Source organism: Sediminicoccus rosea (genome assembly GCF_033547095.1).
In the GTDB taxonomy this organism is placed as follows: domain Bacteria; phylum Pseudomonadota; class Alphaproteobacteria; order Acetobacterales; family Acetobacteraceae; genus Roseococcus; species Roseococcus rosea.
The window spans coordinates 3,047,673-3,064,123 of sequence record NZ_CP137852.1 but is presented as its reverse complement, the minus strand read 5'-3'; the positions used below and the strand labels follow the sequence as shown (position 1 = coordinate 3,064,123).

At 71.0% G+C, this 16,451-nt stretch carries 11 protein-coding genes; 5 read left to right on the top strand and 6 right to left on the bottom strand.

Annotated elements, in window-relative coordinates:
• Nucleotides 1–14: 14 nt before the first annotated feature.
• Both R9Z33_RS14790 and R9Z33_RS14785 read left to right on the top strand, forming a co-directional pair.
• Nucleotides 15–527, top strand: a complete 513-nt coding sequence (locus R9Z33_RS14790; RefSeq protein WP_318647345.1) for a polyadenylate binding domain-containing protein — start codon at nucleotides 15–17, stop codon at nucleotides 525–527.
• A 209-nt stretch (nucleotides 528–736) separates the two neighbouring features.
• Nucleotides 737–1,261, top strand: a complete 525-nt coding sequence (locus R9Z33_RS14785; protein WP_318647344.1) for a hypothetical protein — start codon at nucleotides 737–739, stop codon at nucleotides 1,259–1,261.
• An 83-nt stretch (nucleotides 1,262–1,344) separates the two neighbouring features.
• On the opposite strand, the gene glgX is transcribed toward R9Z33_RS14785, so the two are convergent.
• From glgX to R9Z33_RS14755, 6 genes are all read right to left on the bottom strand, one after another.
• The gene (gene glgX / locus R9Z33_RS14780; protein ID WP_318651658.1) at nucleotides 1,345–5,229 is read right to left on the bottom strand and encodes a glycogen debranching protein GlgX; all 3,885 of its coding nucleotides are present in this window, start codon (nucleotides 5,227–5,229) and stop codon (nucleotides 1,345–1,347) included.
• 1 nt (nucleotide 5,230) lies between these two features.
• Nucleotides 5,231–6,664 carry a glycogen synthase GlgA gene (glgA, locus tag R9Z33_RS14775; RefSeq protein WP_318647343.1) on the bottom strand — a complete coding sequence of 478 codons (1,434 nt, stop codon included), beginning with the start codon at nucleotides 6,662–6,664 and terminating at the stop codon, nucleotides 5,231–5,233.
• Nucleotides 6,661–7,938, bottom strand: a complete 1,278-nt coding sequence (glgC, locus tag R9Z33_RS14770; protein WP_318647342.1) for a glucose-1-phosphate adenylyltransferase — start codon at nucleotides 7,936–7,938, stop codon at nucleotides 6,661–6,663. The genes glgA and glgC overlap by 4 nt, the downstream gene beginning before the upstream one ends.
• Nucleotides 7,931–10,162 carry a 1,4-alpha-glucan branching protein GlgB gene (glgB, locus tag R9Z33_RS14765; RefSeq protein WP_318647341.1) on the bottom strand — a complete coding sequence of 744 codons (2,232 nt, stop codon included), beginning with the start codon at nucleotides 10,160–10,162 and terminating at the stop codon, nucleotides 7,931–7,933. The genes glgC and glgB overlap by 8 nt, the downstream gene beginning before the upstream one ends.
• A gap of 5 nt (nucleotides 10,163–10,167) precedes the next feature.
• The gene (locus tag R9Z33_RS14760; RefSeq protein ID WP_450104013.1) at nucleotides 10,168–12,660 is read right to left on the bottom strand and encodes a glycogen/starch/alpha-glucan phosphorylase; all 2,493 of its coding nucleotides are present in this window, start codon (nucleotides 12,658–12,660) and stop codon (nucleotides 10,168–10,170) included.
• A 74-nt stretch (nucleotides 12,661–12,734) separates the two neighbouring features.
• On the bottom strand, nucleotides 12,735–13,652 hold the full coding sequence (locus R9Z33_RS14755) for a PfkB family carbohydrate kinase (protein ID WP_318647340.1): 918 nt from the start codon (nucleotides 13,650–13,652) through the stop codon (nucleotides 12,735–12,737).
• Nucleotides 13,653–13,786: 134 nt separating this feature from the next.
• Between R9Z33_RS14755 and R9Z33_RS14750 the strand changes: the two genes are divergently transcribed.
• Genes R9Z33_RS14750 through R9Z33_RS14740 form a run of 3 tightly spaced genes read left to right on the top strand, consistent with a single transcriptional unit; the run spans nucleotide 13,787 to nucleotide 16,446 of the window.
• Nucleotides 13,787–14,812, top strand: coding sequence for a GDP-mannose 4,6-dehydratase (locus tag R9Z33_RS14750; RefSeq protein WP_318647339.1), 1,026 nt, complete (start codon nucleotides 13,787–13,789; stop codon nucleotides 14,810–14,812).
• 21 nt (nucleotides 14,813–14,833) lie between these two features.
• Nucleotides 14,834–15,553 (top strand): sugar phosphate nucleotidyltransferase, encoded by a 720-nt coding sequence (locus R9Z33_RS14745; protein ID WP_318647338.1) that lies wholly within the window; start codon nucleotides 14,834–14,836, stop codon nucleotides 15,551–15,553.
• Nucleotides 15,550–16,446 carry an NAD-dependent epimerase/dehydratase family protein gene (locus R9Z33_RS14740; RefSeq protein ID WP_318647337.1) on the top strand — a complete coding sequence of 299 codons (897 nt, stop codon included), beginning with the start codon at nucleotides 15,550–15,552 and terminating at the stop codon, nucleotides 16,444–16,446. Before R9Z33_RS14745 ends, R9Z33_RS14740 begins: the two co-directional genes overlap by 4 nt.
• Nucleotides 16,447–16,451: the final 5 nt, after the last annotated feature.

Genomic DNA, 16,451 nt, shown 5'->3' with positions numbered 1-16,451 from the left:
GACCGAGATCGCCCATGCGCCATGCCCAGCCCCGATGGACCCGCTTCCTGGCGTTGGCCGCCCTTCTCGGGACCGCAGCCTGCACGAGCCATTACGGCGAGGAGCCGCTTTACGTGCTGCGCGATTCGATGGGGCGCTCGGTCGCCATGGCGGGCGCCTCTCAGCTGGGCGGCGCCGCGCCCGGCACCACGCTGCGCGCCAATGTCGGCGGAGTGGAGCAGACGGTGATGGTGGGCGAGCGGGTGGGCATGGGGCCGGCCATGGCGCCCCGGCAGGCCGCCGCGAGCCCGATGGAGATGGCGGCGGCAACAGCCCCGGCCGAGCCGCTTCCGCCCGTCGCGGAGGTCCCCCTCCTGAGCGGCGTCACGAGCACGCCGCTCAGCCCGCCCGACGCGGCACCGCAGGCTGGCAGCACCACGACCGGCAGCACCACGACTCGACGCGCGCAGCAGGTCGCGGCCGGCGAGACGCCCACCGGCCGCCGGCGCGGCCCGCCGCCGCGCAGCGTCTCGCGCTCGGTGATGTGAGGCCCCGCGGCCACTGTGGCCGGAAAGTCGCGGTTGCGGCCGAAATACAACGCTGACCGCCGCAGGCGGGCTTCCACCTTGATTCGACGCTATTGCTGCCGCGGGACTTGGTGCTAGGCTTGTATCACGTTTGGGATGGTGGGCTGGAAAACCCTGCAGCTGGCCTTTTTCCCGCGTATCCATTGCCAGGGGTTGGGATGATGAGAGAAATGAAGAAAGCCAACAAGTTCCTTGCGCTGATCGCGGTTGCCGGCCTCGCCGCCTGCGCGCCGAGCGGCCCGCCCGAGGACATGTTCCCGCTGGTGGATTCGACCGGCACCACCGTCGCCATGGTTCGCGCCTCGGTCGTTCGCAACACCCCGCCCGGCACCGCCGTGCGCGCGAACATCAACGGCATGGACCAGCTCGTGACCCTCGGTCCGCGCGTCTCGGCCGGCGTCTCCGCCGGTCAGGCCGTGATCGTCGGCACGGATGGCACGGGCCGTCCGATCGTCGAGCACGTCGGCCCGGCGAGCGGCAGCTTCGCCCCCGAGGGCACGCCGGTCATCACCGGCACGGATGGTCAGGGTCGCCCGATCGTGACCTTCGTGCAGCCCGGCCAGCAGGCCCCGACCGGCACCGTCGCCGGCCCGCGCGGCAACCGCCGTGGCCCGGCCGTGGCCCCCGGCACGCTGCAGCCCGGCGTTGCGCCGGTCGTGAACCAGAACATCCCCGGCACCACCATCGGCCGGTAAGTGAATCCCGGCGCGGCCCCTTCGGGGGCCGCGTCCAGGCTTTGGGCCGCTTGCTCCCCGCGGGGCAGGCGGCCTTTTGCGTTTCAGGGGGCGGCGCGGGCGGCGATGCCCGCCAGGATGGCGCTGGCCAGCGGCGTTTCGCAGATCGTCGTGGCCTCGGGCGCCATGCGGTGGCGCCAATTGGGCCGCTCGCGATCCGTCCCGGGCAGGTTCACGCCCACCCGCTCCCCGGCCAGGTCCTCCGCCTGCAGCAGCAGCATCAGCGAGGGCGTGGCAGCCACATGGGCATGGATGGCGGCCGCCACCGCCTCGGGCAGGTTGGCCGCATCCTGGGTGGGCAGGCTGAGCGTCGCCAGCAACGTGACGCGCTCGGCCGCGCGCACGGCCCGCGCGGCGGCGGCGCCGGCCGCGTCCAGCAGGCCGAGCGCCTCGCGCTCCGCGATGTCCGCTCCCTCCCACCAGCCGGCCAGCGTCGGGATGTCATGCGTGGCGACGCAGGCGGCGGCGAGGCGGGGATAATCGGCGGGTGGGCGGAATTCCGGCCCCTCCCGCTCGAACCAGAGCACCCGGTAGGACAGGATGCGAGCCGCATGCAGCGCCTCGCGCAGGCCCTCGGGCACGGTGCCCAGATCCTCGCCCACCACGGCGCAGCGGGCGCGCTGGCTTTCGAGCGCGATCTCGCCCAGCGCCGCTTCGAAGGGCTGCGCGAGGTAGCAGCCCTCGCCCGCCGTGGCGCCGTCGGGCACGAGGAAGAGGCGCTTCAGCCCCAGCACATGGTCGATCCGCAGCGCCGCCGCGTGGCGCATGTTGGACCGGATCAGCGCGGCGAAGCCGGCATGGCCGCTGGCCTCGGCCGCGAGCGGATCAGGCGGCGGGATGCCCCAGACCTGGCCCAGCGGGCCGAGTGGATCGGGCGGCGCGCCGATGGAAAGGCCGGGCAGGAAGGCCATGTCGCCCGACCAAGCCTCCGCCCCATCCCCCGCCATGCCGACGGCGAGGTCGCGGTAGAGGCCGGCGCCGGCTGAGGCGGCCTCCGTCATCTGCCGGTCCGCCAGGAATTGCAGCCAGGCGTGGAAGCCCACCGCATCCGCCTCCGCCGCCTGCCAGGCGGTGATTCCGGCATCCCGCCCATGCCGCAGCCCGGCCGGCCAGCGCCGTGAATCGCTGGTGCCGTGCCGCTCGGCGAGGGCGTTGAAGGTGGCGAAGCGGGCGAGCGCGGCGCCCCCCGCCGCGCGGAACCGCAGGAAGTCGGGATCCATCCGATCGAAGCGCCGCCAGGCGGCCGCCAGCACGCGGCGCTTGGCGGCCCAGGCGGCGGGGTAGTCCACATCGCGCCCCGCGCGCAGGGCGGCGAAGAGCGCGGCCTCCCCCGCCGCCTCGGGCAGCGGCGACACGTCGATCAGCAAGGGTTCCAGGAAGCGGCGGTCGGAGGGCTGGTAGGGGCTGGCGCGCTCGCGCTCCACCGGCATCAGCGCATGGGGCGGGCTGATGCCGAGCCACAGCGCGCCCGCCCGCGCCGCGCCGCGCGCGAGATCCGCGATGGCGGTGAAGTCGCCGATACCCTGGTCCTGCGCATGGCGCAGCGCGTAGCTCTGCGCGGTGATGCCGAAGCGCGGCGCATCGAGCGGCAGGAAGCATTGCGCGGGGGCGGCGGTGATGCGGCAGAGCGCATCGCGCCAGCGCAGCAGGTGCCGGCCCTCGGGCAGGGGCGGCAGGGCGAGCCGGCCGCCCGCGACCAGCCCTTGGAATTCGCGCGTGCCACCATCCTCCAGCGTGAGGTGCAGCTCGGGCCGTTCCGGCAGGTCAGGGCCGGCCGGCAGGTGCGCGGCCTCGCCGGCGCGGGCCGGGTGATGCGGGGGCAAGGGCGGGCGGTGCCGGCGGCGGGCCAGGCTGTCCCGCGCCTGGGCGGCGGTCTCGGCCGGCAGGCGGAGCGCGGCGAGCACGGCGCGCAGCGTCGCTTCCGGCACCTCATGCTCGCGCCCCGTGAGATCATGCCAATGGGTCGCGATGCCGGCGGCCTCTGCCAGGCGGCCGAGCAGGGCCGGGTCCGCGGCCCCGGCGCGGCGGGCCAAGCCGTCCCGCGTCCGGGCGGGGCGCTCGGCCATCAGCAGCACGCTGCGCGGCGGCAGCGCGTCCGAGCCGCCGGGCGTGCTCGCCGCCAGCACCTCCCACCGGAAGCCCCAGCGCGGGCGCGGCGGGTGCAGGGCGCGGGCCTCATCACCGCCATTGAGGGCGATCGCCACGCGGTCCTCGCCCGTGGCCAGCACGGCCACCAGCGCGCGGGAGAGGCCCCAATCCGCGGGCCGCAGCGCGTGGCCCTCCGGGTGGCGCCATTCCACATCGGGCAGGCCGGTCGTGGGGCAGGGGGTGCCGGTCAGCGGCGCGGTCGCGTGCAGCGCGGGGTGCGTCTGCCGCGCCGCGATGAGGCGCGCGGTGTAATCCACCAATTCCTGGTCGAGCTTCCCCCAGTCGAGCCAGGAGGTCGCATTGTCCTGCGCATAGGCATTGTTGTTGCCCCCCTGGCTGCGCCCAGCCTCATCGCCCATGGCGAGCATGGGCGTGCCGCGCGCGGTCAGCAGCGTCGCCAGCAATGCGCGCACATCGCCGAGGCGGCGTTCCGCCAGCGCCGGGTCGGGCCCCTCGGTGCCATGGTTCCAGGAGTGGTTCTCGCCCGAGCCATCCCGCCCTTCCTCGCCATTGGCGAGGTTGTGGCGCTCCGCATAGGTGACGAGGTCACGGAGCGTGAAGCCGTCATGCGCCGTGATGAAGTTCACGCTGTCGGCGATGCGCTCCGGAAAGGCATCGGCGGAGCCGGCGATGCGCGTGGCGAGCGCGCCCAGCATGCCGGCATCGCCGCGCCAGAAGCGGCGCACGTCGTCGCGGAAGCGGTCATTCCACTCGCCCCAGCCGGCGGGAAAGCGGCCGAGCTGGTAGCCATCGGCGCCGATGTCCCAGGGCTCGGCGATGATGCGGCGATGGCGCAGCACGGGGTCCTGCCGGATGGCGGCGAGCAGCGGCGCATCCGGGTCGAAGCCATGCCGCGTGCGGCCCAGCGTGGTGGCGAGGTCGAGCCGGAAGCCATCCACGCCCGCCTGCTCCGCCCAATGGCGCAACGCGTCCATCACGAGGCGCAAGGGCCAGGGCCGGTCCAGCGCCAGCACATTGCCGCAGCCGCTCTCATTGTGGCCGAGGCGATACCAATGCGGCTCGCCCAGGCCGCGCAGGCTGAGCGTGGGCCCGAGCGCATCGCCCTCGCCCGTGTGGTTGAACACCACGTCAAGGATCACGCCGATGCCGGCGGATCGCAAAGCCGCCACGGCGGTCCGCACCTCCGCCATCCCGCCAGGGGCGAGGCGCGGATCCGGCGTGAGGAAGGCGACGGGGTTGTAGCCCCAGTAGTTGGTGAGGCCGAGCGGCGGCAGGTGCCGTTCGTCCACCCATGCGGCGACGGGCAGCAGTTCGACTTGCGTCACGCCGAGGCGCCGCAGATGCGCGATGGCCGCCGGGTGCGCCAGGCCCGCGAAGGTGCCCCGCTCCGCCTCCGGAATCGCCGGATGCAGGGCGGTGAAGCCCTTCACATGCAGCTCGTAGATGACCGCGGGCCCGGCGGGCAGGGGTGACCAGGGCGTGGCGGGCAGCGGCGCGGCGACCAAGGCGCGCGTGACATGCGGGCCGGAGTCGCCGGCCCCGAAGGCGGTGGGATGCAGGCGGAGCGGCCCCTCCAGCGCGCGCGCCCAGGGGTCGAGCAGCAGCTTGCCCGCATCGAACCCCGGGCCTTCCGCGCGCAGCCCATAGGCGGTGCCGGCCGCGATGCCCGGGACCACGCCATGGAAGACATCGCCCCGGCGATGCGGCAGCGGGTGCCGGGCCGTCTCGCGCGGGCCCTCGAAGATGCAGAAGAACAGACGCTCGGCGCCGGGGGCGGGGATCGCCACCTCCACCCCATCCGGGTGGAGGGTGACGCCCAGTTCAGCGGGCGCGGTCAGCGATCATGCCCCGGAACAGGGCGGCGTAGCGCGCGGCCGAGCGCGCCCAGGAGACATCGCTCGCCATCGCATTGGCCTGGATGCGGGCCCAGGCCTCGCCCTCGCGATAGAGGCCGATGGCACGTTCGATGGCGGCCGCCAGCATCTCCTGGTTCACGGGCGAGAAATTCAGCCCGGTGCCGGTGCCGGCCGCCACCGCCATCTCATTCGCGTCGATCACGGTGTCGGCCAGACCGCCCACACGCGCCACGATGGGCGGCGCGCCGTAGCGCAGCGCGCAGAGCTGGCCAAGGCCGCAGGGCTCGAAGCGGGACGGCATGAGGATGGCATCCGCGCCGCCATAGCAGAGCCGCGCCAGCCCCTCGTCGAAGCCGATGAAGCTGCCCACGCGGCCGGGCTGCGCGGCCGTCGCGCCATGCACGCGCTCCTCCAGCGCCGCCTCGCCGCTGCCGAGGATGGCAAGCTGCGCGCCATTGTCGAGGATGGCGGGCAGCGCCTCCAGGATCAGGTCCATGCCCTTCTGCCAGGCGAGGCGGCCGACGAAGCAGAAGAGCGGCGTCGCGGGCTCGATGGCGAGGCCCATGCGCGCCTGCAGCTCCGCCTTGTTGATGGCGCGCTTCGCGATGGCGGTCGCGTCGTAATGCGCGGGCAGGTGCGGGTCCGTTGCCGGATTCCACTCGGCCGTGTCGAGGCCGTTCAGGATCCCGCTGACATCGCGCCCGCGCCCGCGCAGCAGGCCATCCAGGCCCATGCCCCAGGCGGGCGTGCGGATCTCGGCCGCATAGCCGGGCGATACGGTGGTGATGCGGTCGCTGAACCAGACACCCGACTTCAGGTAGCCGACCTGCCCGAAATACTCGAGGCCGGCGGTGGCGAAGGCGGCCGAGGGCAGGCCCAGCAGGCCGAAGAGGTCGGCGCGGAACTGCCCCTGGAAGGCCAGGTTGTGGATGGTGAAGAGCGTGGGCACGCGGCTTCCCGCGAAGCGCAGATAGGCGGGGGCGAGACCCGCCTGCCAGTCATGCGCGTGCAGCGCGTCGAAGCCCATCGCATCGGCCGCATGCGCCGCCGCCCGGCCGAGGGCGGCGAAGCGGATGGCATTGTCCGGCCAGTCCATCCCGCCCGGCGCCAGATAGGGCGAGCCGGCACGGGCGAAGAAATGCGGCGCGTCGAGTGCCAGGATGTCCCGCCCCGCCGCCTCGGCCCGCACCAGCCGCGCCGGCGCGCCGAAGAGGTCGGCCAGATGCTCCACCTGCTGCACCGGGCCGAGGGCCGCCATCACGGCCGGATAGCCGGGGAGCAGCGTCGTGACATGGACGCCCTCGGGCGCCAGCGCCGCCGGCAGCGCGCCCACCACATCGGCGAGGCCACCGGTCTTGATGAAGGGAAACCCCTCGGAGGCGACGGCGAGAAGCTTCATGCGAGCCTGTCGAGCATCGCCTGGGTGATCAGGCAGACGCCCTTCTCCGTGCGGCGGAAGCGGCGCGCATCCTCGATCGGATCCTCGCCCACGACGAGGCCGGGCGGGATGCGGACATTGCGGTCCACCACGACATTGGACAGCCGCGCCCCCTGGCCGACATCCACGCGCGGCAGCAGCACCGCACCCTCGAGCCGCGCATAGGAGTGCAGGTGCACGCCGGTGAAGAGCAGCGAGCGCCGTGCCGAGGCGCCCGAGATGATGCAGCCGCCCGAGACGAGGGAGGAGATCGCCTCGCCCCGGCGGCCTTCGATGTCATGCACGAACTTGGCTGGCGGCACGACCTCGCCATAGGTCCAGATGGGCCATTCCTGGTCGAAGAGATCGAGCGGCGGGACGATGTCCGTCAGGTCGATATTGGCCTCCCAATAGGCATCAACCGTGCCGACATCGCGCCAATAGGGCGTGAATTCCTGGGAGGAGCGCACGCAGGAACGCTCGAAGCGATGCGCCGCGGCGCGGCCATGCTTCACGATGTAGGGGATGATGTCCTTGCCGAAGTCGTGGCTGGAATTCGGGTCCGCCGCGTCGCGCTTCAGCTGCTCGATCAGGAAGCGCGTGTCGAAGACGTAGATGCCCATGGAGGCGAGCGAGAGCTCGGGCCGGTCGGGGATGCCGGGCGGGTCGGCGGGCTTTTCGACGAAATCGGTGATCCAGGCGTTGCTGTCCACCGCCATCACGCCGAAGCCCTTGGCCTCCTCGCGCGGGACCGCCATGCAGGAGACGGTGACATCGGCGCCCTGTTCCACATGCTGCTGCAGCATGCGCTCGTAATCCATCTTGTAGATGTGGTCGCCCGCCAGCAGCACGATGTGGCGCGGCGCCAGGTCCTCGATGATGTCGATGTTCTGGTACACTGCGTCCGCGGTGCCGAGATACCAGTTGTTCTCCGACACGCGCTGCGAGGCGGGCAGGATGTCGAAGCTCTCGTTGCGTTCGTGGCGGAGGAAGTTCCAGCCGCGCTGCAGATGGCGGATCAGGCTGTGCGCCTTGTATTGCGTGGCGACGGCGACGCGGCGGATGCCCGAGTTGATGGCGTTGGAGAGCGCGAAATCCACGATGCGCGACTTGCCGCCGAAGAAGACGGCGGGCTTGGCGCGCCGGTCGGTCAGCTCCATCAGCCGCGAGCCGCGGCCGCCGGCGAGCACGAAGGCCATGGCGGTGCGGGCCAAGGGGGCGCTGCTGGGGGCGGCGTTCTGCACGCGATCAGACATGAGGCTTCCCGGACGTCGTTGCGACTCTGACAGGTTTTGGCATTTCCCAGGCCTCGGGCGCCAGATGGATTGTGCAGAGCGGCGGCAGGAAGACGCGCGCCGAGGCGGGCTGTCCGAAGGCGGGCGAGGGCAGGGCCTCCACCTGGCCGAGATTGCCCTGGCCCGAGCCGCCGAATTCGGCCGCGTCGCTGTTCAGCACCTCACGCCAGATGCCGGCCTGGGGCAGGCCGATCAGCACGCCCTCGCGCGGGATGGGTGTGAAGTTGCACAGCACCGCGACGGGCGGGCCGCCCTTGCCGTCGAAGCGCAGCCAGGTGAAGAGCGAGTGGTCCGCGTCATTCGCATCGATCCAGCAGAAGCCCCCAGGCTCCGCATCGGCCGCGTGCAGCGCGGGCAGGGTGCGGTGCAGGCGGTTGAGTTCGCGGATGAAGGCCTGAACGCCCTGGTGCGGGGCATATTGCAGCAGCCACCAGTCGAGCTCCCGCGCCTCGGACCATTCGGCCCAGGGGGCGAATTCCTGGCCCATGAAGAGCAGCTTCTTGCCCGGATGCCCCCACATGAAACCGAAATAGGCGCGCAGGCCAGCGAGCTTCTGCCAGGTGTCGCCCGGCATGCGCCCACCGATCGTGCCCTTGCCATGCACCACCTCGTCATGGCTGAGGGGCAGGATGAAGCGTTCCTTGAAGGCGTAGATCAGGCCGAAATTCATGAGCTGGTGGTGGTGCCGGCGGAAGAGCGGATCCTTCGCCACATAGCGCAGCGTGTCGTTCATCCAGCCCATGTTCCACTTGAAGGCGAAGCCCAGCCCGCCCTTCGCCACGGGGGCGGAGACGCCGGTCCAGTTCGTCGCCTCCTCGGCGATGATCAGGGCGCCGGGCGCCTGCTCGGCCAGCATGGCGTTGGTGCGCTGGAGGAAGCCCACCGCGTCGCGATTGTCATTCCCGCCATCCTCGTTCGGTGCCCATTCGCCGGGCCCGCGCGAATAGTCGAGATGGATCATGGAGGAGACGGCATCCACGCGCAGCCCGTCGGCGTGGTAGCGCTCCAGCCAGAAGAGCGCGTTGGAGGCGAGGAAGGCCTGCACCTCCTTGCGGCCATAATCGTAGATCGCCGTCTGCCAGTCGGGGTGCCAGCCGCGCCGGGGGTCCGGGTGCTCGTAGAGGCAGGTGCCGTCGAAGCGGGCCAGGCCATGCGCGTCATCCGGGAAATGCGCCGGCACCCAGTCGAGGATGACGCCGATGCCTGCCCGGTGCGCCGCGTTGATGAAGCGCGCCAGGCCGGATGGGTGGCCAAGCCGCGCGGTGACGGCATGCATGCCGATGGGCTGGTAGCCCCAGGAGCCGTCGAAGGGATGCTCCATCACCGGCATCAGCTCGATATGGGTGAAGCCGAGATCCGCGACATAGGGGATGAGGTCGGCCGCCAGCTCGTCCCAGTTCCAGAAGCGGCCATCCGGGTGGCGCTTCCAGGAGGGGGCGTGGACCTCATAGATCGCCATGGGCCGGGTGGCGGGGTCGCGCTTCGCGCGCGCTTCCATCCATGCGTCATCCGTCCAGGTGAAGTCGTCGATGCGCGCGACGACGCTGGCATTGGCGGGGCGGAGCTCGGCGGCGAAGCCGAAGGGGTCGGCCTTCAGCGGCAGCAGCGCGCCATCGGGACCGAGCAGCTCATACTTGTAGGCCGTGCCCTCGGTGATGCCGGGCAGGAAGATCTCCCAGAGACCGGAATCCACGCGCCGGCGCATCGGGTGCCAGCGTCCGTCCCAGCGATTGAACTCGCCCACCACCGAGACGCGGCGCGCATGCGGCGCCCAGACGGCGAAGCGCACGCCGGCGACCCCCTCCTGCGTGACGAGATGCGCCCCCAGCCGTTCATAGAGGCGGTGATGCGTCCCCTCGATCAGCAGGTGGTCATCGAGCGGGCCAAGACCGGGGCCGAAGGCATAGGGGTCCAGCACTTCGCTCGTCGTCGCGCCCTCGGTCACGCGCAGGCGATAGGCTTCGCCCAGCCGGACGCCGGGGATGAAGCCCTCGAAGAAACCCGCGGGGTCGCGGGGTTCCAGGCGCTGCGTGACGCCGGTGAAGCTCGCCTCCACGCTGGCCGCACCCGGCCGCAGCACCCGAAGCATGAGGCCGCCCGGCGCCGCATGGGGCCCCAGCACCGCGAAGGGATCGGCGTGCCGGCCTTCCATCAGTGCCGTCACATCGCCTTCGCTGGCCTGCATGAGGTCTACCCCGGCACGGGCACCCGCCAGATCTCCTGCGCGTATTCCGCGATGGTCCGATCGGACGAGAACCAGCCCATATTGGCCGTGTTGAGGATCGCCGATTTCTGCCAGGCGGCCTGATCGGCCCAGCGCTTCTCGACCTGGCGCTGCATGTCGAAATAGGCGTCGAAATCGGCGGTGACGAGGAAGTGGTCATGCTCGCGCAGCATGTGCACCAACTCGCCATAGCGGTGCGGATCATCCGAGGAGAAGACGCCGGAGGCGATGGATTCCAGCGCCTGCTGCAGCCGCGGCGAGAGGTTGATCGAATCCTGCCCGCGCCAGCCCTCGCGCCGGCGGGCGGCCACCTGCTCCGTCGTCAGGCCGAAGATGAAGATGTTTTCGGCCCCCACATGCTCCAGAATCTCGACATTGGCACCGTCCAGCGTGCCGATGGTGAGCGCGCCGTTCAGCGCGAGCTTCATGTTGCCGGTGCCCGACGCCTCCATCCCCGCCGTCGAGATCTGCTCGGAGAGGTCACAGGCAGGCACCAGCACCTCGGCCAGCGAGACGTTGTAGTTGGGCAGGAACACCACCTTCAGCCGGTCCCGGATGGTGGGGTCGCGGTTGATGGTGCGGGCGATGTCATGCGCGAGCTTGATGATGAGCTTGGCGCGGTGATAGCTCGCCGCCGCCTTGCCGGCGAAGATCTTCACGCGCGGCGCCCAGTTGTTGTGCGGCTGCGCGCGGATCTCGTTGTAGAGCGCCACCGTCTCCAGCAGGTTCAGCAGCTGGCGCTTGTATTCGTGGATGCGCTTGATCTGCACGTCGAACAACGCAGCAGGGTCCACGCGGATGCCCATCTGCTGGCGGATCAGCTTCGTCAGCGCCTCCTTGTTGGTGCGCTTCACCTCGGCGAAGCGGCCCTGGAAGCCGGCATCGGCGGCATGCGGCTTCAGCGCCGTCAGCGCCTCGGGCCGGTCGAGGAATTCGGCGCCGATGGTCTCGGTCAGCAGCTCGGTCAGGCACGGGTTGCACTGCTGCAGCCAGCGCCGGAAGGTGATGCCGTTCGTCTTGTTCGTGATGCGCCCCGGATAGAGCATGTTGAGGTCGTGGAAGACGGTCTTCTTCAACAGCTCCGAGTGCAGCGCCGAGACACCGTTCACCTTGTGCGAGCCGATGAAGGCGAGGTTGCCCATCCGCACCTTGCGGCCGTGATTTTCCTCGATGAGCGAGACCGAGGCGAGCAGGCCCAGGTCACCGGGATGCGCGGCGGCGATGGCATCGAGATGGACGGCGTTGATCATGTAGATGATCTGCATGTGGCGCGGCAGAAGGCGCTCCATCAGCGAGACGGGCCAGGTCTCCAGCGCCTCGGGCAGCAGGGTGTGGTTGGTGTAGGAGATGGTGCCGTGCGTCACGCGCCAGGCTTCCGGCCAGGGCAGCTTGTGATCATCGAGGAGGATGCGCATCAGCTCGGCCACCGCGATGGCCGGATGGGTGTCGTTCAGCTGGATGGCGACGCGCTCGGGCAGGGATTCGATGCCACCATAGACGCGCAGATGCCGCCGGATGAGGTCCTGCAGCGCGGCCGAGCTGAAAAAGAATTCCTGCCTCAGCCGCAGTTCCAGCCCCTCGGGGCTGTCATCCGAGGGGTAGAGGAAGCGCGAGATCGCCTCGGCGCGGACACGCTCGGAGAGGGCGCCGATGTGGTCGCCGCGGTTGAAGACGTCGATCTTCAGGGGGTCCGCCGCGCGGGCGGACCAGAGGCGCAGCGTATTCACATGCTTGCCGCGCCAGCCCACGATGGGCGTGTCATAGGCGACCGCGAGAACCGTCTCGGCCGGCTTCCAGACGTGATGCGTATCACCATCGTCATTCACCACCTCCTCGACCGTGCCGCCGAAGCCGATGCTGTGCGCGATCTCCGGGCGGGCAAATTCCCAGGGATTCTGGAATTGCAGCCAATCCTCCGGATACTCCTCCTGCCAGCCCTGGCGGATCACCTGGCGGAACAGTCCGTGGTCATAGCGGATGCCATAGCCGAAGGCGGGAATGGAGAGGCTGGCCAGGCTGTCCATGAAGCAGGCGGCGAGGCGCCCGAGGCCGCCATTGCCGAGGGCGGCATCCGGCTCGCAGGCGGCGACCTTGAAGGCATCCACGTCGAGCGAGGCGAGTGCGGCCCGCACTTCCGCCATCAGGCCGAAATTGGTGATGTTGTCGCGCAGCAGCCGCCCGATGAGGAACTCGAGCGAGAGGTAATAGACCTGCTTCTGCCCCGTGTTGTAGGTCGCCCGCATGTCGTTCAGCCAGGGCTCCACCACGCGGTCCCGGACGGCGAGCGCGGTCGCCATGAACCAGTCGCGGTCCAATGCGCCGGTCCGGCTCTTGCCGAGGTCGTAGGTGAGTTTCCGCAGGATGGCGTCGCGCATCGCCTGCCCATCGGGGCGGGGCGTGGTGATGTCCTCGGACGCGACCGGGGAGGCGGGGGGCGGAGCGGCGTTGGCGTCGTTCACGTGGGTCGCGGTCCTGGTTCCGTGGGCGGGGATCAATTCTTGCATGGATGCGGCGCCGGCAGGAAGCGCGGCGGTCAGCCCGTGCCGTATTCGGCGATGAAGCGCTCCACTTCGGCACGGTGGGCGGTGGTGCCGTCCCGGGCGCGCAGCGCGCCCGAGGCGCTGGCGAGGCGCAGCGCGTCCTCCATCGCCATGCCCTCCGCCATGGCCAGGGCGAAGGCGCCGTGGAAGACGTCGCCCGCGCCCGTTGTGTCGCGCGCCTCGATGCGGAAGGCCTTGGTTTCGCGCGGCGTGGTCTCGCCGCGCATGAGCCAGAGCGTGCTGTCCTCCCCGCGCGTGACGGCGGCCATGCGGGTGACGCCCTCCGAGACGGCGCGACGCAGCGCCTCGGGGATGCGCTGGCCCGGCGCGTAGTTGTTGAGGCCGGTGGCCGAGAAGATGGCATAGCGCACGCGGGGGACGAGATCGAGCAGCAGGCGCGTCTCGCTGCGCTCGCCATCCAGCACGGTCGGGATGTCGAGCGCCTCCGCGGCGGTCAGGGCGGCGGCCGCCCCCTCGGGCCAGCGCGGGTCGCAGAGGAAGGCGCTGGCATCCCGCATCATGTCGAGCGGCAGCCAGGCGGGGTCGGTGCCCAGCCCCTCGCCCCGGAAGCCCAGGATGGCGCGCTCGCCGAAACGGTCGACCAGCACGGCCGAGACGGGGCTGCGCGCGCCCGGGAAGACATGCAGGCCGGTCAGGTCGATGCCCTCCTCGCGCAGGCCCCCGGTCAGGAGCTCCGCATTGGGGTCGTCGCCCACGCGGCCCCAGAAGGCGGCGCGACCGCCCAACCGCGCCACCGCGATGGCCGCATTGGCCGCCATTCCGCCAATGGAAAGCTTGTAGCCCCGCGCCTGGGCCTTGGCCGGCGGCTGTGGCACGTCATCCACGCGAAAGACGTGGTCCGCCACGACATTGCCGAGGCAGATCACGAGGGGCGGGGAGGGGTGCTGCATCGCGGGAGGCTAGCAGCCCGCCGGGCGCTGCGTCACGGATTGTCGGTGCGGACCCGGCGCCGGCCACCACCGCCGGTTGGCCTCCCCGCGGCTTCGCGCTAAAGCGCCGTCACATTTCGCCTCAGGAGATACACGTGAGTCACACAGCCCCGCCCCAGGCCGCCGCCGCCACGAGTCTGCGCGGCAAGCGTGTGCTGGTGACCGGCGCCGGCGGCTTCATCGGCAGCCATCTGGCCGAGCGCCTGGTGCGGGAGGGGGCCGAGGTGCATGCCATGGTGCACTACAACGCCCTCTCCAGCTGGGGGAATCTCGACCTCGTGGCAGCCGAGGTGAAGCCCGAGCTGCGCGTGACGCTCGGCAACATCGAGGACAGCGACTACGTCGCACGCGCCTGCAAGGGCATGGATGTGGTGTTCCACCTGGCCGCGCTGATCGCCATTCCCTATTCCTACGTGGCGCCGCGCAGCTATGTGCGCGCCAATGTCGAGGGCACGCTGAACGTGCTGGAGGCCGCGCGTCAGCTCGGCGTGGGCCGCGTCATCCACACCAGCACCTCCGAGGTCTATGGCACCGCGCTGCGCGAGCCGATCGACGAGGACCACCCGCTGCAGGGCCAGTCGCCCTATTCGGCGAGCAAGATCGGCGCCGACAAGATCGCCGAGAGCTACTGGCGCAGCTTCGAGACCGAGGTCGTGACGCTGCGCCCCTTCAACACCTACGGTCCCCGCCAGTCGGCCCGTGCCTTCATCCCCACCATCATCTCCCAGGCCTTCACGCGCGACGAGATCCGCCTGGGCTCGCTCGACCCGCTGCGCGACATGACCTTCGTCTCGGACACGGTGGCCGGCTACCTGGCGGCGGCGACCACGCCCGGGATCTCGGGCGAGACGATCAACCTCGGCACCGGCTCCACCTATTCCATCGGCGACTTCGCCGCGCGCATCCTGAAGCTGATGGGCATGGACAAGCCCATCGTGCAGGAGGCGGCCCGCATGCGGCCGGCCCAGAGCGAGGTGGGCAAGCTCGTCTCCGACAACGGCAAGGCGCGCCGGTTGATGGGCTGGGCGCCGCAGGTCTCCCTCGATGAGGGGCTCCGCCAGACCATCGAGTTCGTCGGCGCGCACCGCCATCTTTACCGCACGAACAGCTACACGGTCTGAGCCGCGGGCGGGGAGCGAGACATGCAGGTCCTGGTGATGGCGGGCGGCCGTGGCACGCGCCTCGGCCCCTATACGGCCACCTTCCCGAAGCCGCTCGTCCCGATCGGCGACATGCCGATCCTCGAACTGCTGCTGCGGCAGTTCAAGGCGGCGGGCGTGACGGAGGTGATCCTCGCGGTGAACCACCTGCACCACCTGCTGCGCGCCTTCTTCGGCGAGGGCGAGCGGCTTGGCATGAAGATCTCCTACAGCCTGGAGGACAGCCCGCTTGGCACCGCTGGGCCGATCGGCCTCGTGCGTGACCAGCTGCAGGAGACCTTCTTCGTCAGCAACGGGGACCTGCTGACCACGCTCGACTTCGCGACCATGCTGGCCGCGCACCGCACCGCCGGCGCGGATGCGACCATCGCGAGCTTCCGGCGCGAGATGAAGTCGGAATTCGGCGTGCTCGAGACCGATGCCGAGATGCATATGACCGGCTATCTCGAGAAGCCGGTGCAGACGCACCTCGTCAGCATGGGCCTCTACGTGCTGCAGCGCGACGCCGTCGTTCCGCTGGTGACGCCGGGCGAGCGGCTGGACATGCCGGACCTGATGCGCGCGCTGGTCGCCGGCGGCCGCCGCGTCCTCTGCCACGCGCCCGAATGCTTCTGGCTGGATATCGGCCGCCCCGACGACTACGCCCAGGCCCAGGCCCTGTTCGATACGGATCGCGGCCGCTTCCTCCCCGACGGCGCGTGAGGGCGCTGGTCACCGGGGCGGGCGGCTTCCTCGGCCGCCATGTGGTGGCCCGCCTCGCCGAGGCGGGGATCTCGGTCGTCACGCTTGGCCGGGGCGATCCGGCGGATGCCGTGCCGGGCCGCGCCTACCGCATCGCCGATCTGGGGGATGAGGCTGCCGTCGCCGCCGTGCTGCGCGAGGCCGCCCCCGACCTCGTCTTCCACCTGGCCGGGACCGCCGCCGCCGAGCCGCTGGAGGAGACCTATCGCGTCAATGTCCTCTTTGCCGCGCGGCTCCTGGCGGCCGCCCGCCGGCTGCCGGCGCCGCCGCGCATCCTGCTCGCCGGCAGCGCCGCCGAATATGGCCCGATGGACGAGGCGCAGCTGCCGGTGAGCGAGACCGCCGCCTGCCAGCCGGTCTCCGTCTATGGCATCACCAAGCTCGCGCAGACACTGCATGGCCTCGCCGCCGCGCCGGACCTGCCGGTGGTGGTCGCGCGGCTGTTCAATGTGATCGGTGGCGGCATGCCGGGGCACCTCGCGCTCGGCGCCTTCGCCGCGCAGATCCGCGCCATGCCGGCCACGGGCGGTGTGCTCCGCACCGGGCCGCTGGCGCGTGAGCGCGATTTCGTGGAGGCGGTGCCGACCGCCACCCTCCTGCTCGACCTCTTGCGCGATTCCAGGGCCGAGGGGCGTGTGGTGAACATCTGCTCTGGCCGGCCGACCAGCCTGGCCGACCTCACCGCCGCGCTGGTGCGCGCCGCGGGCCGCCCGGTGGAGGTGCAGGAGGCTGCGGGCCGCGTCGGCAATTCCGACATGATCCGCCACTGGGGCTCGGCCGCGCTGCTGGAATCCTGGGGCTACCGCCTGGCACCGCCCGACGCGGACCGGGTTGCGGCGATGCTGCTCGGCTGAGCCGG